Below are 20331 nucleotides of genomic sequence, written 5' to 3'. Positions count from 1 at the left end.
GTTCAAATCTGCAATTGTTCTAGAAATCCTGTAGAATCACCTGCGCTGCACGGTCCGGTGCGCCGGGTTCTCCAAGCATGGTGCGCAGTTGCGCAAGGTCTGCACGCACGGCTCCAATGGCCTCGGGATTGGTGAGCCATGCACGGGCGTGTTCCGCCAGCACTGTGCCGTCTGCCTTGTCCTGCAGCAGTTCCGGAAAAACTTCGCGGCCCATGATGAGGTTGGGCAGGGCAACGTAAGGCACCTTCACCACCCGTTTGCCAATGGCGTAGGTCAGTTTCGAGAGCTTGTATGCCACCAGCGTGGGCGTGCCGATGAGGGCGCTTTCCAGTGTCACGGTGCCGGAGGCGGCCATGAGCATTTCGCAGCCTCGCATGAAGGCGTAGCGGTTCAACGGGCTGTGGATGGTCAGCGGCACGTCCGAAAGCCACAGTTCGCGCAGGCGGCTTTGCTCCACCCCCGGAGCCTGTATGCAGTGAAATTCCAGATGCGGCATATCCTTGGCCAGAATGGTTGCCGCCCTGGCAAATTCCGGCATAAGCGGTTCAATCTCTTTCCGGCGGCTGCCGGGCAGCAGGCCTATACGCCCCCGCACAGGCTCTATGTGGTCTATGGTCGGCCAGTCCACCATGTCCACAAGGGGATTGCCCACATAATCCACAGTCATGCCGAACTGTTTGTAGAACTCGATCTCGAAGGGCAGAATGGAGATCATGCGGGTTATGTATTTGGCAATGAACTTGGCCCGGCCTGTTCGCCATGCCCAAAGTTTGGGCGAAATGTAGTAGTAGACGGGAATACCCAGCGCGTGGGCATACTTGGCCACGCGGAAGTTGAATTCCGGCGCATCGATAAGGATGACGGCGCGCGGCCTGCGCAGAGCCAGTTCCGCCTTGATGCGCTTCAGCATCTGAAAGATGCGGGGAATGTGCCCGAGCACTTCGGTGAAGCCCATGACGGAGAGGTCTTCCACCCGCAGCACGGCATCCAGTCCCTGATCGCGCATTTCCGGTCCGCCCATGCCGCAGAATTCAAGTTGCGGGGCTTTGCGGAGCAGGGCGGCCATGAGCTTGCCGCCGTGCATGTCGCCGGACATCTCTCCGGCATTTATCCATATGGTGCCTGATTTCGTCATTATCGCAGTATTCCGTTCGACCCGTGGTGCGTTCGCTGACGTGTCTGTTGTGATGTGTCCGGTGATTCTTTTGGTAATTCTCTTGGTGGCTCTTTGGGTAATGCACGCGGCAATTCGTTTGCAAGCCCATCAGCCCTTTGGTTTCGGGGTGTGCCTGTCTGTCCGTCTGTCTGTCTGTGTTTGCGCGCTATTTCTCTGGTTCCGCAACAGCGGTTTCAGCACTGGCCACGGGGGCGGTATCAAGCCCGCGGCGCTTGCGATAGCTGTCGAAAATACGCATGAAAACGGCTACGAATACCAGCGAGAAGATGAGCCTGCCCCACAGGGTGGCGCTGACATGCGCGCCGATCAGCATCATCAGAAGGGTGTCTTCGATGAGTGCGTGCGAGAGCCCCATGAGCGTGAGCGAGGCAAACACGTCGCGTTGCGAAACGCGGCCGGACTGCACCTCGTGAATGATCAGCCCGCCACCGTAGGTTATGCCCATGGTGAGGCCGAGTACCGTAATGGTTGCCGCGTTGCGGCCGATGCCCATGAAGCGCAGAAAGGGCGTGAGCAGGTTGTTTATGCCCTCGGTGATGCGGAAGGCATCCAGCAGGCGCATAAGCAGCATGAGGCCGAGTATGATGATGAAAATATAGAGCAGGTTGCGCGCCTGACCCAGTGCCCAGATGAGCAGGTCGGGCGATGCCTGTTCCGGCTGCCACATGATGGCACTCGGTTCCTGCAGCAGTCCGAATCCGGAATAGATGAGGTGTAGGATAATGCCGAGCATCATGGCGGCCCCCATGCGGAATATGACCTGACTGGTCAGGCTCACACCGCACCGCTGGGCAATCTTGCATTCCACGGGCAGGCCGTGCGCCACCAGAATCATGGCGGAAAGCACGGATACCTGAGCCACGGAAAGCGGGTCCATGGTTGGCAGCATGGCCACGTAGACTATGATGCCGCTGTAGATGTTCACCACAATGGCGGTGGCCCATACCAGTCCCATTTCACCGGGCAGGCCCACCAGTCCCATGAAGGGTTCAAGGGGCAGGGCGAGGTACTTCACCAGATCGAATTCGCTGAGAATCTTCACGGCGATGATGATGGGAACCATCACCTTGAAAAGGATGAGACTGGCATTGACGGCATTGCGGAAGATTTCTGCAGCCGCCTTGGTGATGGATGCAACGGGGGAGGTGGTTGTCATGCGTGTTACCGGCTGTGCTGGGAGGTGTTCTGGATGAGTTCGGTGTTCCAGAGATCGTGGAAGATGTAGTCGCGCAGGGCCTGAATCCATGGCCGGGGAGTGATTCCCGTTGTTTCCGTGAAGCGTGATGTGTCCAGCACGGAATAGGCAGGGCGGCATGCCTTCTGCGGATATTCGTTTGAGGGAATGGCGTGTACAGCACATGGCAGTTCTGCCAGTGCGGCGGCTTCCGCTGCCAGTTCACACCAGCTTGCCTGGCCAGCGTTGACGAGATGATACAGGCCGCTGGTTTCATGCTTTGCCAGTTGCAGGCACATAGCCGCCAGATCAACCGTATAGGTTGGCGAGCCCACCTGATCGTGCACCACGTTGAGCGAACTGCGCTCGCGGCACAATCCCAGAATGGTCTGCACAAAATTCTTTTTACCCGGTCCGAAGAGCCATGCCGTGCGGGCTATGATGGCCCTGTCGGGAATGCGCTCCAGCAATGCCAGCTCGCCTTCGAGTTTGGTGCTGCCATATACGGACTGCGGGTCGGGGGTGTCTTCCACCGTGTAGGGAGTGCTCTGTTTGCCGTTGAAGACGAAATCCGTGCTTATGTGCAGGCAACGCACAGGACGGGTGCGCAGCACTTGTCCCAGATTGGCGGGCAGGCCCCTGTTTACGCGGCGTGCCTGTTCCGGCTCGTCCTCCGCCTTGTCCACCTGCGTGTAGGCCACGGTATTGAAAACCATGTCCGGTTCGCAGGCGTCTATGTATGCGGCAAGGGCATCTTCACTGAACAGGTCCACGTCTTCGCGGCCGGGGGCATGTACTATCCATCCGGCATCGCGCAGGGTGCGGGCAAGCGTGCTGCCGAACAGGCCGGTCTTGCCGCCAAGGACAATGGCTCTCCGAGCGGGAGTGGAAGAAACGGAACTCTGGTCCATTACCGATCACCATACCATTTCTGCATGAATTCGCGATATGCGCCCGATTCCACACTTTCCAGCCACTCGCCGTTGGCCTGATACCATGCGATGGTTTCCGCAATTCCCCGTTCAAAGGTGTATGCGGGCTCGTATCCCAGCTCTTTCTGTGCAAGTGAATAGTCCATGGCGTACCGGCGGTCGTGGCCGGGGCGGTCCTTCACATAGGATATGAGGCTTTCCGGCTTGCCCAGCAGGGAAAGGATGGCACGCACCACTTCCATGTTGGTCCGTTCCGCGTTGCCGCCGAAGTTGTAGGCCTTGCCGGGAATGCCCTTGAGCAGGGTCAGGTGTACGCCGTGGCAGTGGTCGTCTACATGAATCCAGTCACGGATGTTGCTGCCGTCACCGTATACGGGGAGCGGAGAATTGCTGCTCGCCAGCTTGAACATGAGCGGAATGAGTTTTTCCGGAAACTGGTAGGGACCGTAGTTGTTGGAACAGCGGGTAATGCAGACGGGATAGCCGTATGTGCGGTAAAAGGCATAGGCAAGCATGTCTGCCGCAGCCTTGGAAGCGGAATAAGGGCTGCTCGGCTTGAGCGGCGTCTGCTCGGTAAAGCGCGGGTCGGCAGGGCCGAGGTCGCCGTACACTTCGTCTGTGGAAACGTGCACAAAGCGTTCAATGCCGAGCGCACGGGCCGTGGTCAGCAGGTTCTGCGTCCCCAGCACGTTGGTGGTGACAAAGGGGGCGGGGTCGTTGATGGAGCGGTCCACGTGGGTTTCCGCCGCAAAGTTGACCACGGCCTCAATGCCGTGCTCTTCGATGATGCGGCGAACCTCGACAGGATCGGCTATGTCCGCCTTTTCGAAGAAATAGCGTGTGCCGCCGTGCTGGTCTTCGATGTTCTTGAGATTGAGCGGGTTGCCGGCATATGTGAGCTTGTCCAGGTTCACCACGACAACGGAATCATCGTTGCGGAACAGGTACTGTATGTAATTGGAACCGATGAAGCCGCAGCCGCCCGTTACAAGAAGTCGCATACGGTATCCTTATGGAAATGATTGTTGATCTTTCTCTTGTACTCTTTGGGCGTTGCGCGGTCAAATACCATGCGCATACCGGCCCCGTTGCCGTTGCTTTCCTGTTTGTTTTGCTATGCCCGCCCGACACGGTGACGGGAACCCATTCCGCGAGGGGGGGGCTGCATGAAGTTCAGGCGCAGCTTGCCAATGGCCCGCCATTATCGTATTTTTTCCAACTTGATGGAATATTGAACCGGCGGTTTTGCCGGTTGTCAGCAACCAGTACGTACGGAACTTTCATGAAACGTGGTATTCTTCTCGTCGTATTTGGCGCGAACAGCAAACAGGCCAACGACACCCTTTCCCTTGTGGACGACAGGGTGCGTTCCGCGTTTCCCGGAGTGAACGTGCGCTGGGCCTTCACATCCGAACTCATCCGTGACCGCCTTGCGGAGCAGAGGGTGAAGACGGATTCCGTGCGCAAGGCGCTGGAAAAGATGGGGTTTGAAAAATACACCCACGTGGCTGTGCAATCGTTACACATCATCCCCGGTGCCGAGTATGAAGATCTGCTGGCTGATGGCGAGCAGATGCGCATGCAGAAACGCCTGCAGAATGTGGTGGTGGGCAGCCCGCTGCTGCATACGGATGAGGATGTGCAGCGTGCGGCAGAAGCCATGTTGCGTCATCTTCCCGCGCTGCGTCAGGCGGGTGATGCCGTGGTGTTCATGGGACACGGCACGTGGCATTCCGGCGATTCACGGTACGAAGACCTTTCCCGCGCCGTGCGGAGCAGGGATGAAGGCGTTTTTATCGGCACCATGGACGGAAGCCACACCATCGAAGATATTCTTCCCGCTCTGAAAGCCGGAGCATTCAGGCGTGTGTGGCTGCTGCCGTTGCTTTCCGTTGTCGGCCGCCATGCCCGCAAGGATATGGCCGGAGAAGGGCCGGACTCGTGGAAATCGCATATCGAGGCCGCAGGGTTCGAATGTATCCCCGTGCTTGTGGGGGTGGCAGAGTATCCGGGTTTTGTCGATATTTGGATACGGCATCTGGGCGAGGCGCTGCGGATGCTTGAATCTGAATGAACTGCAAATCTTGATGATAAAAAGAACAAAACGCCCCCTTTGGGGGCGTTTTAAGTTAATGACAAGCCTTCGTTTTCCAGTAACACCGTATTACCGTTAAGCCGGAACAGAGGTTCAAAAACTGATTTTCATCGCTTATACGAGGTGCAGGAACGTTAGGTTCCTGCCCGGCGGAGCCAAAAAAAGAAATGACTTGGTCAGCAGTCTGAAACGCCCCCGAAAGGGGGCGTTCTTTGTTTTGCTGTGTCGCAATCCGGCTAGCCGCGTTCCCGTATCTTGATGACCACGATAAGCGGGGTGATCGTGGCAGCCAGTCCCATGACGGCAATGGCCAGCGGTTTGGATTCCCAGTTGAAGGAGATTGTCTCCATGGCAATGGCACCGCAGATGAAGAAGAAAAAGGTGAGCAGTGATGAGGCCGTGCCTGCATCCTTCTGCACCTGTTCGAGAATCATGTGGTTGCTGATGGGGCGGCTCATGCCGAGGAACATGGAATAGGCAAACATGGGCAGGGCAAAGAGCACGGGCGTGTCGCCACCAAGATAGAGCATGGCGGCTGCGGAACATATCATCCCCGTTACGGAAACGAGCAGGATGGTGCGCGAGGCAATGCCTACGCACAGGCGCGAGCACAGGAACGAACCGATCATCAGCGCAAAGGCGTTAAAGGCGAAATAAAGGCCGTATGTCTGCTCTGTCATGCCGAAGCCGGTGATGAAAATATCAGCCGACGACGCAATGTAGGCGAAGAAGGGAAAGCCGAGCAGGGAAAACGAAATGGCATAACCAAGATAGGCCTTGTTGCGGAGCAGGTCGCGGTAGCGGCCCACTGCAGCGGAAAAGCCGCCGCTGCCTTTTTCCTGAAGAGGTTCGGTCAGGCGAAATGCACCATACAGCGCAGTGAGGGACAATATGGCCTGCGAGAGAAATATGCCGCGCCACGAAACATGGCTCAGCATGAATGCGCCGATGGTGGGGGCCACCATGGGACAGAGCGGTACGATGACGCCAAGATAGGCCAGCAGCTTTTTGCGGCCTTCGCCGTCATACAGATCCTTGGCCAGAGCCAGCGACATGGCGGAGGCGGCTGCCGCTCCCATTGCCTGCACAATGCGGGAAAAAACGAGCATGGTGATGGAGGTGGAAGATGCGCAAAGCAGGCACCCGACCACATAAAGGCTGATGCCCCAGAGTAGGACGGGGCGTCTCCCGTACCGATCGGAAAGCGGTCCGTGCACGAGCAGGCAGGCGCTGAAGCTGATGAAGAACACCACAAGCGAAAGATTGGCCTGCGCAAGAGATATCTGCCACAGATCGCACAGGGTGGGAATGGCAGGCAGATACATGTCTGTGGACAGGGCGGGGAATGCCGACAACAGCAGAATGAGAACAAAATTGGGCATACAGAAAAAGACTCATTGCAGGGGTTGGGGATGAAAGACGGGGCGAGGATACAGTTCATCGCTTGAACAACCGATATAGACGGGCGCTGCAACCGTCAACAGTAAAACACTGTGTAACGAAAACGTAGTGAAGGGTGGCAGGGGTGCCGCTGTTTAAGAAGGATTCGGAGACGGCTGGTGGCGTGCATCACGGCAGCGTACGACAGAGGGACTGCAGATTGCTTCGGTGTTGTAAAGCGCGTTGCCCCGGAACCGATAGTAATGTAGCCTGTGAGTTCCGGATTGGCCATGATATGGGGGAAACAAGGGCAACTGGCTGCGCTGTACGTTGAATGTTTTCGACCGCCTGTAGCGGGCAGGAAATGGCCCGATGTGTATAGCCCGGGGGAATAGCCCGTTGGTGGATAGGCCTTCAGTGCCGCCGTGCAGGATTGTTCCGGACCATCGTGCGACTCAGGCAACTGTCGGAAACGGATGACAGCAGAGTCTGTCCATCCTTCCGTGACCGTGGATTGGGGGGGCGGGGAATCGGAAAATCGGAGAACTGGTGTGCCGGAATGATGACGAGAAGACACTTTCTGCAACGCATGGGAGCGGGGCTTGCTGCTCAGGGGCTGCTGAACGCGTTCGCTGCCTTTGCACCCGCAACGGCTCATGCCTTGCTGCCTCCGCCGGATGAGGTCCTGCTGAATGCGGGAACCAACGCCACAGCCGCGCCGGAAACCCTCTCCAAAGTATTTGAACTGGCCGTGCGCGGGCAGAATCTGCTTGCAGAAGGCAGGTATGCCGAGGCGCTCACGGTTCTGCGCAATGCCGCATCTCTCGAAGCACAAAGCGATTTCGTGCAGGGGCTTCTCGGCAGAACCTTGCTTGCTCTCGGTGACCGGAAAGGAGCCACCGCACATTTTCGCCATGCCGCCAACCTGAATCCGGAAGATACCTATTCGCGCATGATGGCGGATATGCTTTCCCAGCATCCTGAGCACCGCCTGGACCGGCGTTCAACGTCTGATGATGCAGGGCAGTCCGGTATGCCGGATGCGGGAGTGGATACGTCCGGCATGGCGCGTGATACGGATCGGAATACGGATGGCAGAAAGTTGACGCCGCTGGAAAACGCCGCAAGGCAGGAAGAGACAGACATGGCCCGGCTGCTTGCGGATACGCCTGACACGCAGGCAGGTTACCGCGTCCGCCGTGTTGTGCTGGATGCCGGTCACGGCGGGTTCGACAGCGGTGCAGTGGGTACCGAGGGGCTGATGGAAAAGGACGTGAATCTTGAGCTGGCGCTTGCCTGTGCCTCCGTGCTGCGGCAGCGGGCACCGGCATTGCGTGTGTTTCTCACCCGCACAGGGGATTACTATGTCCCTCTGAGCGCCCGTACCGCCGTTGCCAACCAGCATAGCGCGGACCTGTTCATCTCCTTCCACTGCAATGCCAGCGAAAACAGGGCTGCACAGGGGGTGGAAACCTATTTCTGTTCCGAGCAGGCTTCCAGCAAGGAAGCGCAGCGGGTGGCCCGTTTCGAGAATGCCGTTCTGCGATATGAAAAGACGGCTGCGACACAACAGGATGCCGATGCCGTGAACATCGAGAATCTTCTCTTCCGCTACGAACGACGCCGTTACTGGCAGGCAGCGGATGCTGCCGCAGGCATCATGCAGAAGTTGCTCGCCAAGCGGCTGCACTTTCCTGATCGTGGAGTGCATTCGGCTGATTTTTATGTGCTCAGAAAGGCGCGCATGCCTTCCATCCTGCTGGAAACAGGATTCATTTCCAACGACAGTGAAGAGCGACTGTTGTCCGATGCCGCATACCGGCAGCGCATGGCCGCTTCGGTTGCATCGGGTATCATGAATCTTGCAGGGAAAGGGGGGCAGGCATAATGTGCCGCGCCGTGATTCGCCTGTGTCTGGCTTTGCTGTTTTCGGGAGTGGTCTGCGTTACGGTGGGCAACATTCTGAGTGCGGAACGGGCGCTTGCCGAGACTGGCCCCGTTGCGACTGGCCCATATGCGACCGATTCTGATGTGACCAATTCTGATGCGATCGGTTCTGATGCGATCGGTTCTGTTGTGATTCTCTCTGCTGCGACTGGCTCTCAGGAAAGCGGGGGACAGGTGGCCGGAACTCAGACGAACGGGCTTCCGGCGATCGGGCTTCCGGTAACCAAAGGATCGGACGGCGACCCGCTGGACGAGCGCATGTTGCAGGCAGCAGACCTGCATTACAAAGGGCAGCTGCAGGCGGCGCGCACCCTGTTCGGGCAGGTGGTGCGGGATGATCCGGATAACGCCTTTGCTCTTAACCAGCTCGGACTCATAAGTGCCAAGCTTGAGCGTTTTGAGGATGCTGCGCGATTTTTCTCGGACGTTGCCGCAAAGCATGCCGATAATACCTTTGCCCGATTGTGGCTCGGGGTGCTGCATTTGCAGAACGGGCGCAAGGATGAAGCCCGTGGATTTTTCAGACAGGTATTGAAGATAGACGGGCGTAATGCCGACGCATGTTATTTTCTGGGCGTCATGGCAGCCGTGGACCACGACGGAGCACGGGCTGTGGAATGGCTGCGCAAGGCTCAGGCCTTCGGGTCGGATGATCCCGAAACCCACTACCGCCTTGCAGGGGCTTTTCTGTCCATGGATATGCCCATGAATGCGCGGCTGGAATTTGAGCGCACGCTTGCCCTGAACCCCCGCCATACCAAGGCCATGCACGGTCTGGGGTGGGTGCTGTTCAATCAGGGGTATGAAGATCACGCCGTGCGCCTGTGGGAAAAGGTGCTGAAGATCAACGGCGCAGACGCCGAGGCCCGTTCCAGCCTTGCCAAGGTGATGAACGACAGGGCCTATGCCGCGTATGAAAAAGGGAACTCACGGCTCGCCGCAGAGCTTTGGGAACGCACCCTGCGATATGAGACGGATAACAAGGCGGCCAGATACTATTTGCGGAAACTTGGTCGCTAAGGTATTCGGGCAGGATGAAGTCATGCGTCTCCGGCATGTTATGCACGTTGGGAGACGAAACAGTTACTCAGGAGGAAGCTCATGCGCTTCATGAGATCAATGGCTGCCGCAACGGCTTGTCTGCTTCTGCTGGCGGCACAGGCATTTGCTCAGGATTTCGGTAACGCCGATTATGTGCAGGACATGGATACCGGCGCGGTCAACTGGCAGACAGGCTATGTAACCGCCAAGGGCATAGGTGTGCCGCCGCCAAACTCCGTCAGCCTTGCACAGGCACGCGGCATGGCCATCCGCGCTGCAACGGTTGATGCACGGCGCAATCTGCTTTCGATGATCAAGGGCGTTCAGATTGATGCGCAGACCACCGTGCAGAATGCCATGATTGCGGATGATACCGTTGTGGAGCGTGTGCGCGGTTTTCTGCAAAATTCCCAGATTCTTGATACTGCTTATATGTCCGACGGATCTGTTGAGGTCTCCGTGGGCATGAACCTGCGCGGCGGGCTCGCCAATGCGCTCATACCGCCCGAAACGCCGTTCTTTGTTCCGGGTGGTTCCATGCTTGCACCGTCGCCTGTTCCCGGCCCCGTGCCGCAGATGACGGATAACGGCACGGTTCCGGCTCACGGCACTGAGGGGCCGCTTGCTCCCGCACCGGAAAATAACGCACCGTTCACCGGCCTTCTGGTCGACGCGCGCGGTCTTGGTGCCCGACCTGCCATGAGCCCCCGTCTGCTGGACGAGACTGGCAAGGAAGTATACGGCACCGCCTCCGTAAGCCGTGAATATGCCATTCAGCAGGGCATGGCGGGATATGGCAAGGATATGGACAAGGCTGCGGCCAATCCCCGCGTTGCCGGCCATCCGCTGGTGGTCAAGGCTGTCGCTGTGGACGGCAAGGCCCGCACCAATCTGGTCATATCCAATGATGATGCGGCTAAGCTGAGAGAACTTGCTCCCGGGCAGGATTTTCTCGAAAAATGCCGCGTTATGATCGTGCTTGATTAAGGCACGCAAGGAGATAGAAATGCTACGCGCAATTCTCTTCAGGGATTCTTTCAGGCGGCTGGTCTGCCTCGGCATGGTGGTCGTTGCGGCCGGTCTGCTCGGGTGCGCCAAGACGCAGCGCGGGGCAAAGGGCATGCTTGATACGCCCTTGCATCACTACGAAACCGGTATGCGGCAGATAGACGGCGGCAAGCCCGACGCTGCGCTGCAATCCTTCAATACCGCCCTGCAGCTGAATGCCGAATATGGTCCGGCCCTTGCGGGCAAAGGGCTTGTTCTGGCCATGAACGGTACTGTTGGCGAGGCTCTTGAGCTTATCCGCTCCGGTCAGCAGAACGCCGACAGAAACAGCGGTTCGCCCGAGCGCATGTGGGCTCTGGTGGCAGAACAGCGCGCCTTCATTGCCCTGCATGAAAAGGGCATGACCTCGGATTCCGTGTTGCTGCGAGAAACCCGACGGGCATTTAACGATGCCCGTATAGCGGATGAGCAGGCGGCCATGCCGTGGTACTGGGAAGGTGTTGCCTATCTGCGTGCGCTAGAGTTCGACGATGCCCGCAGCTTTTTCAGGGAGGCGCAGGCGCGTGATCAGGGCTATGCAGAACTCGCAGGGAAGAAGCTGGAGCTTCTGGAAAAGATCATCAAGGCATCATTGAAGACATCCGTGGGCAAACGCATAGCTCTGGTGGACCAGTTGAGCCGTGCCGATATGGCGGCCCTGCTGGTTGAGGAGCTCGGCGTGGAAAAGTTCTTTGAAGGGACAGAATTGCCGGATATAAGCACCTTTGCCGCGCCGCGTTCCGGTACGGCGGATGCAGCCGGACAGGGTTTAGACACCACAGATATTCAGGGGCACCCGCTGGCAGCTGACATACGGGCCGTGCTGCCATACCGCATGCGCGGACTGCAGCCCTATGCCGACGGCAGCTTTCAGCCAGACAAGCCCGTTACCCGAGCTGAAATGGCGCTCATACTGGAAGATATCTATATCCGTGCACGGAACGATTCGGCCCTCGCCACCCGCTTCATGGGACAGGATTCTCCGTTCCCCGACGTGCGCAGCGATCATCCCTATTTCAACTCGGTGATGTTCGTCACCTCGCGCGGGCTTATGCATGCCGATCTTGCCAAGGGTCTGTTCAGGCCGCTGGACCCGGTTTCCGGTGTTGATGCCGTGTTGTTCATCAATGCCATGAAGACCGAGCTGGATGTTTTTTAGCGAAGGGATTGTTACAAATAAGAAGGGAGCCGAAAGGCTCCCTTCAGACTTCAGACAAAGATATTTCTGGTATTTTTTGGCTCCGCCGGGCAGGAACCTAACGTTCCTGCACCTCGTATAAGCGATGAAAATCCGTTTTGGACCTCAGTTCCGGCTTAACGGAAATACTGTTTTACTGAAAACGAGGGTTTGTCATCAACAAGAACGGAGCCGCAAGGCTCCCATTTTGTATCAGTCCCCGACGTAGGGGTTGAAGTAGCCGAACTCCACCCACGGGCAGGTCTTCTTTATGCGCTTGCGGTAGAAGGAGAATCCGGTGCTCGGCCCGAACTCGATGCCTTCCAGCAATTCCATGTACATTTCAGGGTCTATGTTCAGGTTGCGAAGCTGAATGAAGTCTACCTTGGTTTCCTGCACCAGCTCGGTCAGGGCCTCGATTTCCGGCTCGGAATCCGTGATGCCGGGGAAGAAGAGCAGGTTCAGGGATACCCACTTGCCGCGCGCCTTGGCTTCCACAATGGACTGGCGCACATCCGCAAAGGTGAATCCCTTGGGGCGGTAATAGCGGTTGTACACTTCTTCCCGCGCAGAGTTCAGACTGACGCGGATGGAAGAGAGCCCCGCCTCGCACAGTCTGGCAATCTTGTCGGGCATGGACGCGTTGGTGTTCAGGTTCACCGTGCCTTTGCCGCCCTGCGAACGGAACAGGCGGATGGCCTCTTCCAGCAGGGGGGCTTCGGTCAGCGGTTCGCCTTCGCAGCCCTGTCCGAAGGAGTATATGGGCTTGTCCTTCACGTTGCCGAAATGGTGGGTCATTATCTGCGCCACTTCTGCGGCATTGGGCGTGAAGGTGAGGCGGCTCTGGGGCGTTGCGCAGATTTCGGAATCTTCTTCCTGCTGCGAGATGCAGCCCACGCAACGGGCGTTGCAGGTGCGTGAGGTGGGCAGAGGTGCCTCGAAGCGGCCGAGTGCAAGGTTGCGGGCCGCCGGGCAGGAATACTTGAGCACACAGTTGCCCATGATGTGCTGCATGAGCCGGTTGTCCGGATAACGCTTCATGAGCTGGTGTGCGTTTTTTTCTATCTTGTTGCAGGATATTCCTGCAAAGATCTGCCGTACGTCCTGATCAACTTTTTTTGCGCAGACATAGAATTTGCCGTTGGCAAAGCCCACCGCTCCGTAAGCAAACAGGGGCAGGGTGGGGGCATCGTCCTGCGTCATATAAGCGGGATGCGCTGTCAGCGTGTGCGCCGGGGCGGCAAATGCGGCCACGGCATATTCTTCCAGCGCTTCAGCTTCGCCCGTTTCGGGGTCAAGGCCGATGGCGAGCCTGCCGGGGAGCAGAAAAAGGTCGCTGCCTTCAGGCAGGGGCATCAGCTCATCCGGCTTGGGCAGGGCGAGTTCGTTGCCCTTGCGGCAGACCATGAGCAGATCGGGGTGGTCAAAAATATTGCCATCCTTGTCCGCGACAAGGAGATTGGGACGGATATTTGAAGAAGCCATGCGGGTTCCTGAGCTAGGGGTATATTGTTAATCGTGGTGCTTCTGTGCTAAATGCCTTGAAGTAAAAGGAAGTGGCCGCGCCATGTTTCATGGTACTTCATCGGGCGATTAAACGAAAGAGCGAAGGTATGCTCATTTTAAGTCAACAATATACGATATTTATGGTGTTCATCCTGCTGTGTTTCGCGGGGCTTATGGTCATGTTCTACTTCATGCTCCGCAGCATGGAGGAGATGACCCGCAGCATCCGCAATGAGCGAAACAGCATGAACGAGGTTCTGCGTTCCATTGAAAAGCGCATGGCGCAGCTTGTTACGCTGCAGCGCCACGAACAGACCCTTACCGAAGCCACTCAGGCCAACACCCCCAAGCGAGGGGTGCATTTCAACAGGGAAGGGGAGGTTGTTTTCGGTGATGCCGACGCCCCTTTCGATAGGGCTGGTAACGTCGAAGCCGGAGCTGTCTCCGGCAGTGCGTTTCCAGCCGGAATAGCTGTTGGCGTGGCGGGAGCAACGTTGCTGGCAGGCGCAGAGCCTGCCACGGCAGGCACCGAGGCAACCGTATCGGTAGTTGAAGATTCCGCAGCCTACAGTGAGGCTGCGGAATTTGACGGGACATATGAGCCCGAAGATATTGTGCAGCATGTTTTTGAACCGGCAGCCGACGGCTCCGTTGATAGTGAAGTTGATAGCGAAGCGGACAGCTCCGTTGATGACGAAGCGGATAGCTCCGGTTTCGACTCCGGTGTATTTGAACCGGTTGCGGATGCGGTGGGCGGGCTCAAAGCCGACGATGACTTCCGCCCGTTCACTCCGGAAGCCATGGATAGTGATATGCAGGAACAGGGGATGCAGCCCGACAGCGATGCAGGTCAACCTGCGCCTGCTCCTATGGACTCCGCCAGTATTGATTTTGACGGGGTAGGTGCGGGGGCCGCAGCCGGAGAACATGATTGGCAGTTTGATGCCGATGTATACGCAGAGCATGATGTGCAAGCAGGCGGTGCAGTTGATACCGAGACTGTTGGCGCTGCCCCCGAAGTGTCTTCAGTCCGGGCTGATGCCGTGGATGAAGAGGATGCCGGAACGGAAGATTCTGTGTATTCCTCGCAAGACGGCGAAGGGCAGGAAGCAGATGAGCACATCGATTATACCCTGTCCTCCGATTCCGGTTTGCCCGATTTGCATATGGATGTCTCCCTCGCATCACGAAAGGTTGATGCCGTTCGCGGTGTGCTCGACATTCATACCATACCCGGCGGAGACGATATTCTGGAAGAAGACCTGAAGGAGATAGCGGCGAGTGCCGTGCGTCGTCCTGTTCACACGCCTGAGCCTGCTGAAGACTATGTTTTCTCGTCCGCAGCTGATGGCGCTGTGGATGAGGATGTCGCAGCGCAACCATATTTCAAACAGGTGCCCGATCTGCATCTTGACGGATTTGCACGGCCTGCCTCTGCCGTTGCTGCGCCCCGGCAGCCGGAACGCAAGGGCCTGTTCCTGTTCGAGCCCGAAGTCGACCCTGATGTCGATTCAGTTGTCGAGCCGGAGCAGTCTGCAACTGTCGTGGAAGATGATTATGTGGCCAGCGATGATGGCGGTTTCGACTTCTCTTCCGCGTCCGATACCATCCCAAACGAACTGTCCGGAGATAACGCGGGTGATTCCGTGATTGCCGAGACAGTGGAACGCCCCCGTCCTGTATACCGCTTCTCCAACATATTCGGTGACGAAGATGAGCTGGATGAAGCGGAAGGGGCGGAAGAGGATGATGATGACATTATTCTGCTGACTCCCGACGAAATAGTGCGTGATGAGTTTGTGCAGGAGTCGGATTCAGGCCTGCCCGATGGATTGACGGATGAGTTGGCTGATGACGAGCTCGACGACGAGTCCGACGACCTGACTGGCGACGCAGGTGATATGTTCACTTCTGCAGACAGCCAGTCCGCTGTTCAGGAACCCGTATACGTATCAGACGAACTGGATGAGCCCATAGACATGGATTCTGCGCTGGCCAAGGCGCTTGCGGCCGTGGGGCTTGATGATGGCACTCAGGCTGCCGACACCAACCGTTATTTTTCCGATACTCCTGAAGTGGAGAAGGTGTCCTCTGTGTCCCGCGAACCCGGCGTGTCCGGCGTGTCCGGTTCGTTGAACGAATCTGATACTCAGGCCGAAGCTGACCTGCCGGATTTCATGTGGGAGGATGATACTCTTCCCGCACAGAAAAGCGGTGCATCTGCAGACGATTTCGATTTTTCTCCGGCTTCCGATGAAGGCGATCCGGCTGATGATCAGGATGTGCTGCCCGGCTTTTTTGAAGCGGAAGAAAGTGACAACGTGATGCCGGAGGCAGAACTGTCCCGGCAGGAGGATACTGCCGAGGAGCGGGAAAAGGCCGGAGACGGCACTGCCCGCAATATCACGGACTTTATCGTTCCCGAATAGTGCCATCTTCGAAGAGGGGGGCTGTTCGGCGGGGGAGATGCCATGAGCGTCACATACATAATGGTGGGCGGCATAGCCGTAGCGGCCTTTATATTCCTGCTTATCCATAAACGCTCGGAAGGATTGAGATCGCTGTTGTTCAAGCTTGAAAACGACAACAATGTTCTTGAAATCCGCGTGAACGAGATGGAAGAGGAACGGGGCCAGGTGCAGGGAAATGTGGCGCAATTGAAAGGTCGTATGGAAGCCCACGAGGAAGCCGTGGCTGCCGAGCAACGGGCCATAAGCGAAGCGGCTTTGCAGCAGGAACAGCTGAAGACGGAAACCTTTGTGGAGTATCTGATCCGTGCGGGCACAGTGACCAAGGAACACCTGGTCAAAGTGAAGGCCTACAAGGAAAAAAACAGAAGCCAGAATTCGGTGGAAGAGTTGCTCATCATGCTGGATTTTGTTTCCGGTTCAGCCATGCAGCAGGCGAAAACAGCATACGCTGCGGGCAAAAGCGCCAAGGATGCGCCTTCTCCGGAACAGGGAAAGACGGTTTAAGTGCCAGCGGATCGGGCGATGTGCCACGTTCTGGGGATGATCCTGCGCGCGTTGTGGTGATGGATAATGAGCGATGAGGGAAGGCGGGCAGATACGTGTGCCCTTGTCGGATGCGCGTGGTTGATCCGGAATGGTTGTCCGGAATAGTGGGCAATTTAGCCGGCGGCTCTGAGATAGGCCTGCTTGAGCAGGGAAGACTCCACGCTTTCAGCCAGCAGAAGATATATGAGGCGAAGAGCCCCGGACCGTATGGCGGATGCACGATGCATCCGTTTTTTTATGGTTTCTTCGGCAGAAAGAGCGCGTACGGCATCGGTAAAAGCCTGCGCCCTGTGCCGGGCGCGGTGCTTGGAATCAACCTTGGCTAAACCGCTGGCGGCAATGTGCCTGCATCGGCCATTGTCCTGCAGGGCATCTTCAATGGTGGCGACAAGGCGGTCCATGCTGTCTTCCGTATGCACGGGGTAGGTGAGCAGGTCTTCACCGTTTGTGAACAGTTCCGGCTGTCCGTTGGCAATGTCCGGTGTCACAAGGCATACGCCGCAGCCCAGCGCCTCGAAAACACGGAAGTTCAGGTCGCCGAACTCGCAGAAATTGAGCACCAGCCGGGCCTTGGGGTAGAGCTGGCGGTAGTTGCCCTGCGTTACATGCAGTGAAGGCACCCGTTCCTTGAGTGCCTGCAGAAAGGCGTGCCGTTTCGGTGTGGTCTGCGGGTTCACGGTGCCCACGAAGAGAAGGTCCCATTCCGGTGTGTGGGGCAGGGGCAGGTCGTCATTCTTGGCAAAAGCGGGAAACCACCAGATGCGCTCTGCGGGAAGAAAGTCCCCCGCCATTCTGGGCATATGGTCCTTAAGGCTCATGAGGCAGGCGTCAAAGCCCTGAGCATAGAGCGGATACCAGCTGTGTATGTGTGAATCCACACAATAGAATACCGTGAGGCAGGGGAATTTCTCCATCCCCAGCACAAAGGGGGGGCGGCTTTTGTCAGCCACAACCACCACATCCGGTTCCCAGCCTGCAATGGAAACGATATCACCCCATCCGAACACCGCCGTGTGTTCGAAATTATGCGCGCATACTTCCCACCCGCATTCGGCAAGGGAACCGGAAAAGAAGGGAGAGCCTATCCAGAACAGTTTTTTCATGGAAAACCTTTGTGTCTCCGTGTGCAAGCGCGGCCGTTGGGGCGTTTGGTCCATATATAAAGGTAAGTATGGCAGAGTTTGTGTGTTTGTTCAATAATTACGGAAGACTCTCGGATGCAAGAACAGGGCAGGGAGTGGGAAGCGCCAGCGGAGCAGGGGATTCGCTTGCAAATTGCTCCGGCTTGGTATCTAATCCGCGTGTTGTTGTCGTTCCAAGGCCCGTCCCTGCGTTAGTTTCCGAAAAGGAAAAGGGGACCATATGTCCATTTTGAACCTGAACACCGCCCTTGCCACTTTCCTGGATAAACATCTGGATGCGTTGGCGGCGCGGGAGCGTCTGGCTCCCGAAGAAATCACCAAGGGGATTGAAAACGGCACCATGGTGCTGCTTGCCAACCCCAACCACAAGAATGTGGTACCCACCCTGGTGGGACAGCCTGCAAGCGTGAAGGTTAATGCCAACATCGGCACTTCTCCGCTCAAGAATGACATTCGCTGCGAGATGGTCAAGCTGCAAACTGCCATCAACGCAGGCACCGACACCGTCATGGACCTTTCCATCGGCGGCGATCTGAATGCCATTCGTACGGAGATGCTTGATAAGTGTATCCTGCCGCTCGGTACTGTTCCCATGTACGCTGTTGCCCAGAAGTACATCGATGCCGGCAAGGACCCCGCGGAAATTGATCCCGAGGAAATCTTTGCGGAAATCGAGAGCCAGGCACTGCAGGGCGTGGACTACATGACCGTGCATTGCGGGCTTACCCGTCGTGGTGCTGATTTTGCCACGAACGGCGACCGCATCATGGGCATTGTTTCCCGTGGCGGTTCCATCCTCGCCCGCTGGATGATCAAGAACGATAAGGAGAACCCGCTTCTTACCGGTTATGATCGCATTCTCGAGATCGCCCGCAAGTACAACGTGACCCTTTCCCTCGGCGACGGACTGCGTCCGGGTGCCGGCACCGATGCCGGCGATGCCGCTCAGTGGGAAGAAGTCATGGTGCTGGGCCAGCTCGCCAAGCGCGGTCTTGCCGCCGGTGTGCAGTGCATGATCGAAGGCCCCGGCCACGTCCGCATGGACGAGGTGGAAGCCCAGATCAAGAGCATCAAGAAGCTGACCAACGGTGCTCCCTTGTACGTTCTTGGTCCGCTGACCATCGACTGCAGCCCCGGCTATGACCACATCGCCGGTGCCATTGGCGGTGCCATCGGCGTTCGCGCCGGTGTGGACTTCCTTTGCTATCTGACCCCCGCAGAACATCTTACCCTGCCCTCCATTGAAGATGTTCATGCCGGTGTCATGGCTTCCCGTATTGCCGCTCAGGCCGGTGAAGCCGCTCTTGGCCGTGCTCATGCCGTGGAACGTGAACTCGCCATGTCCCGTGCACGCAAGGCACTGGACTGGGAAGCCATGTCCACTCTGGCGCTCGACCCTGCAATGGTCGAAAAGCGTCGTGAAGAGCACAAGGACAAGCGCGAATGCGCCATGTGCGGCAAGTTCTGCGCATACAAGATGATTGAAGAGAATCCATCCTGCGGCGATTAGTGAAACTGCAATATCACTTTTGAGCCCTCGCAGGCTGAATGACAAAAAAGGCCGGACTCCCGAAAGGGGGCCCGGCCTGATTGTTTTGGGCGGTTGCTACAGCAGGTGGGCGTTCACCACGTTCTGCGCGTTGCCGGAAAGAAAGGCCTGAATGTTCTGAGCGGTCACCCGCATGAGCGTTTCGCGCGCAGTGAGCGTTCCCCATGCAAGGTGGGGAGTGATCAGGCAGTTGGGCGCGGTCAGCAGGGGATTGTCGGCAGGCACCGGCTCCACACTCGTCACATCGGTGCACAGCCCGCCGAGAGTTCCGGCGTGCAGCGCCCTGGCCGCAGCCTCTTCATCCACCAGCGGACCACGCGCCGTGTTGATGAGAATGGCGCCAGCGGGCATGGAGGCAATTCGCTCTGCATTCACGAAGCCCTTGTTCTCCGGCGTGAGAGGGCAGTGCAGGCTGATGACATCCGACGTTGCAAACAGGGTTTCGAGATCGCAGAACGAGAAGTTTTCGTATCCGGGATGCGGTTTGGGACGGGGAACATGGGCCTGCACCCGCATGCCGAACGCAAGGGCTATTTCCGCCACGCGGCGGCTGATGTTGCCAAAGCCTACAAGCCCCATGGTCTTGCCTGTCAGATCCAGCTGTGTGGAGTTCCAGTAGCACCAGTCCTTGTTGCCGGTCCATTGGCCCGCGCGTACGCTCTGGGCATGGTCGCTCACGCGGCGGTACATTTCGAGCAACATGGCAAAAACGTGCTGGGCAACGGCATTGGTTCCGTAGCCGGGAACATTGGAAACGGGAATGCCTCTGGCTGCGGCGGCACGAATATCCACCACGTCATATCCGGTGGCGAGCACTGAAATGAATTTGAGGTCCGGCAGGGCGTTGATGATCTCTTCCGTGAGCCGCACCTTGTTGGTGAGCAGAATATCCGCTCCCTTGGCTCTTTCCATAACCTCCGCAGCAGGCGTGCGGGGGTGAACTGCCAGATCGCCGAGAGCGTCCACTGCGGTCCAGGGGTTGTCTCCGGGGTTCAGTGTATAACCGTCCAGCACTACGATGCGCATATGTAACTCCTTGGAAAGATAATTATTGCCAATGGGTTAATTTTTTATATATATTCCGAGCGGAAATGGAGTAGCCTTACTAGGATAGACTTTCATCGGGTGCGGGTAAAGTGTCTAAAGA

At 57.5% G+C, this 20331-nt stretch carries 16 protein-coding genes; 8 read left to right on the top strand and 8 right to left on the bottom strand.

All coding sequences use genetic code 11. The features are described 5' to 3' along the window. Positions 1-19 precede the first annotated feature (19 nt). The 4 genes from lpxB to rfbB form a co-directional block, all read right to left on the bottom strand. On the bottom strand, positions 20-1135 hold the full coding sequence (lpxB, locus tag HUV30_RS13315) for a lipid-A-disaccharide synthase (RefSeq protein WP_174405911.1): 1116 nt from the start codon (positions 1133-1135) through the stop codon (positions 20-22). Between the two features lie 187 nt (positions 1136-1322). Next, entirely contained in the window at positions 1323-2333 is a 1011-nt protein-coding gene (locus HUV30_RS13310; RefSeq protein ID WP_174405910.1) for a hypothetical protein, read from the bottom strand. Positions 2334-2338: 5 nt separating this feature from the next. Further along, entirely contained in the window at positions 2339-3262 is a 924-nt protein-coding gene (gene rfbD / locus HUV30_RS13305; RefSeq protein ID WP_174405909.1) for a dTDP-4-dehydrorhamnose reductase, read from the bottom strand. Beyond that, positions 3262-4284 carry a dTDP-glucose 4,6-dehydratase gene (gene rfbB, locus HUV30_RS13300; protein WP_174405908.1) on the bottom strand — a complete coding sequence of 341 codons (1023 nt, stop codon included), beginning with the start codon at positions 4282-4284 and terminating at the stop codon, positions 3262-3264. The genes rfbD and rfbB overlap by 1 nt, the downstream gene beginning before the upstream one ends. A 281-nt stretch (positions 4285-4565) precedes the next feature. Here rfbB and HUV30_RS13295 point away from each other — a divergent pair, with 281 nt between their 5' ends. Beyond that, on the top strand, positions 4566-5357 hold the full coding sequence (locus HUV30_RS13295; RefSeq protein ID WP_174405907.1) for a sirohydrochlorin cobaltochelatase: 792 nt from the start codon (positions 4566-4568) through the stop codon (positions 5355-5357). Positions 5358-5614: 257 nt separating this feature from the next. Here HUV30_RS13295 and HUV30_RS13290 read toward each other — a convergent pair whose 3' ends face one another. Beyond that, a complete protein-coding gene (locus HUV30_RS13290; RefSeq protein ID WP_174405906.1) occupies positions 5615-6760 on the bottom strand; it encodes a multidrug effflux MFS transporter in 1146 nt (381 codons plus the stop codon). Between the two features lie 557 nt (positions 6761-7317). On the opposite strand from HUV30_RS13290, the gene HUV30_RS13285 reads away from it, so the two are divergent. The 4 genes from HUV30_RS13285 to HUV30_RS13270 all read left to right on the top strand — a co-directional run bounded on the left by HUV30_RS13285 (position 7318) and on the right by HUV30_RS13270 (position 11952). After that, positions 7318-8646: an N-acetylmuramoyl-L-alanine amidase gene (locus tag HUV30_RS13285; RefSeq protein ID WP_174405905.1), complete on the top strand. Its 1329-nt coding sequence runs from the start codon at positions 7318-7320 to the stop codon at positions 8644-8646. Next, positions 8646-9725: a tetratricopeptide repeat protein gene (locus tag HUV30_RS13280; protein WP_174405904.1), complete on the top strand. Its 1080-nt coding sequence runs from the start codon at positions 8646-8648 to the stop codon at positions 9723-9725. The genes HUV30_RS13285 and HUV30_RS13280 overlap by 1 nt, the downstream gene beginning before the upstream one ends. Before the next feature lie 81 nt (positions 9726-9806). Continuing rightward, positions 9807-10733 (top strand): LPP20 family lipoprotein, encoded by a 927-nt coding sequence (locus HUV30_RS13275; protein WP_174405903.1) that lies wholly within the window; start codon positions 9807-9809, stop codon positions 10731-10733. 19 nt (positions 10734-10752) lie between these two features. Further along, complete coding sequence (locus tag HUV30_RS13270; protein ID WP_174405902.1) at positions 10753-11952, top strand: S-layer homology domain-containing protein; 1200 nt, start codon at positions 10753-10755, stop codon at positions 11950-11952. A gap of 231 nt (positions 11953-12183) precedes the next feature. On the opposite strand, the gene HUV30_RS13265 is transcribed toward HUV30_RS13270, so the two are convergent. Then, entirely contained in the window at positions 12184-13455 is a 1272-nt protein-coding gene (locus tag HUV30_RS13265; RefSeq protein WP_174405901.1) for a radical SAM family protein, read from the bottom strand. Positions 13456-13583: 128 nt separating this feature from the next. Between HUV30_RS13265 and HUV30_RS13260 the strand changes: the two genes are divergently transcribed. Next, the gene (locus HUV30_RS13260) at positions 13584-15905 is read left to right on the top strand and encodes a hypothetical protein (protein ID WP_174405900.1); all 2322 of its coding nucleotides are present in this window, start codon (positions 13584-13586) and stop codon (positions 15903-15905) included. A 42-nt stretch (positions 15906-15947) separates the two neighbouring features. Then, positions 15948-16451 carry a hypothetical protein gene (locus HUV30_RS13255; protein ID WP_174405899.1) on the top strand — a complete coding sequence of 168 codons (504 nt, stop codon included), beginning with the start codon at positions 15948-15950 and terminating at the stop codon, positions 16449-16451. A gap of 155 nt (positions 16452-16606) precedes the next feature. Here the strand turns inward: HUV30_RS13255 and HUV30_RS13250 are convergent, their stop codons facing one another. After that, positions 16607-17596, bottom strand: coding sequence for a glycosyltransferase family protein (locus tag HUV30_RS13250; protein WP_174405898.1), 990 nt, complete (start codon positions 17594-17596; stop codon positions 16607-16609). 259 nt (positions 17597-17855) lie between these two features. On the opposite strand from HUV30_RS13250, the gene thiC reads away from it, so the two are divergent. Next, positions 17856-19145 carry a phosphomethylpyrimidine synthase ThiC gene (thiC, locus tag HUV30_RS13245; RefSeq protein ID WP_174405897.1) on the top strand — a complete coding sequence of 430 codons (1290 nt, stop codon included), beginning with the start codon at positions 17856-17858 and terminating at the stop codon, positions 19143-19145. Positions 19146-19241: 96 nt separating this feature from the next. Here the strand turns inward: thiC and HUV30_RS13240 are convergent, their stop codons facing one another. After that, on the bottom strand, positions 19242-20210 hold the full coding sequence (locus HUV30_RS13240; protein WP_174405896.1) for a D-2-hydroxyacid dehydrogenase: 969 nt from the start codon (positions 20208-20210) through the stop codon (positions 19242-19244). Positions 20211-20331: the final 121 nt, after the last annotated feature.

The sequence above is a fragment of the Desulfovibrio subterraneus genome (assembly GCF_013340285.1).
Taxonomy (GTDB): Bacteria; Desulfobacterota; Desulfovibrionia; order Desulfovibrionales; family Desulfovibrionaceae; genus Halodesulfovibrio; species Halodesulfovibrio subterraneus.
Note: the sequence above shows the minus strand (reverse complement) of the source record. Positions and strands in the feature narration are given on the sequence as shown.

What these genes read in the sequence shown, in the direction of transcription:
- HUV30_RS13295 (WP_174405907.1), top strand. Translation starts at nt 4,566, where the DNA reads ATGAAACGTGGTATTCTTCTCGTCGTATTTGGCGCGAACAGCAAACAG.
- HUV30_RS13275 (WP_174405903.1), top strand. Translation starts at nt 9,807, where the DNA reads ATGCGCTTCATGAGATCAATGGCTGCCGCAACGGCTTGTCTGCTTCTG.
- HUV30_RS13260 (WP_174405900.1), top strand. Translation starts at nt 13,584, where the DNA reads ATGCTCATTTTAAGTCAACAATATACGATATTTATGGTGTTCATCCTG.
- HUV30_RS13310 (WP_174405910.1), bottom strand. Translation starts at nt 2,333, where the DNA reads ATGACAACCACCTCCCCCGTTGCATCCATCACCAAGGCGGCTGCAGAA.
- HUV30_RS13290 (WP_174405906.1), bottom strand. Translation starts at nt 6,760, where the DNA reads ATGCCCAATTTTGTTCTCATTCTGCTGTTGTCGGCATTCCCCGCCCTG.
- thiC (WP_174405897.1), top strand. Translation starts at nt 17,856, where the DNA reads ATGTCCATTTTGAACCTGAACACCGCCCTTGCCACTTTCCTGGATAAA.
- rfbD (WP_174405909.1), bottom strand. Translation starts at nt 3,262, where the DNA reads ATGGACCAGAGTTCCGTTTCTTCCACTCCCGCTCGGAGAGCCATTGTC.
- HUV30_RS13265 (WP_174405901.1), bottom strand. Translation starts at nt 13,455, where the DNA reads ATGGCTTCTTCAAATATCCGTCCCAATCTCCTTGTCGCGGACAAGGAT.
- rfbB (WP_174405908.1), bottom strand. Translation starts at nt 4,284, where the DNA reads ATGCGACTTCTTGTAACGGGCGGCTGCGGCTTCATCGGTTCCAATTAC.
- HUV30_RS13250 (WP_174405898.1), bottom strand. Translation starts at nt 17,596, where the DNA reads ATGAAAAAACTGTTCTGGATAGGCTCTCCCTTCTTTTCCGGTTCCCTT.
- lpxB (WP_174405911.1), bottom strand. Translation starts at nt 1,135, where the DNA reads ATGACGAAATCAGGCACCATATGGATAAATGCCGGAGAGATGTCCGGC.
- HUV30_RS13285 (WP_174405905.1), top strand. Translation starts at nt 7,318, where the DNA reads ATGATGACGAGAAGACACTTTCTGCAACGCATGGGAGCGGGGCTTGCT.
- HUV30_RS13280 (WP_174405904.1), top strand. Translation starts at nt 8,646, where the DNA reads ATGTGCCGCGCCGTGATTCGCCTGTGTCTGGCTTTGCTGTTTTCGGGA.
- HUV30_RS13255 (WP_174405899.1), top strand. Translation starts at nt 15,948, where the DNA reads ATGAGCGTCACATACATAATGGTGGGCGGCATAGCCGTAGCGGCCTTT.
- HUV30_RS13270 (WP_174405902.1), top strand. Translation starts at nt 10,753, where the DNA reads ATGCTACGCGCAATTCTCTTCAGGGATTCTTTCAGGCGGCTGGTCTGC.
- HUV30_RS13240 (WP_174405896.1), bottom strand. Translation starts at nt 20,210, where the DNA reads ATGCGCATCGTAGTGCTGGACGGTTATACACTGAACCCCGGAGACAAC.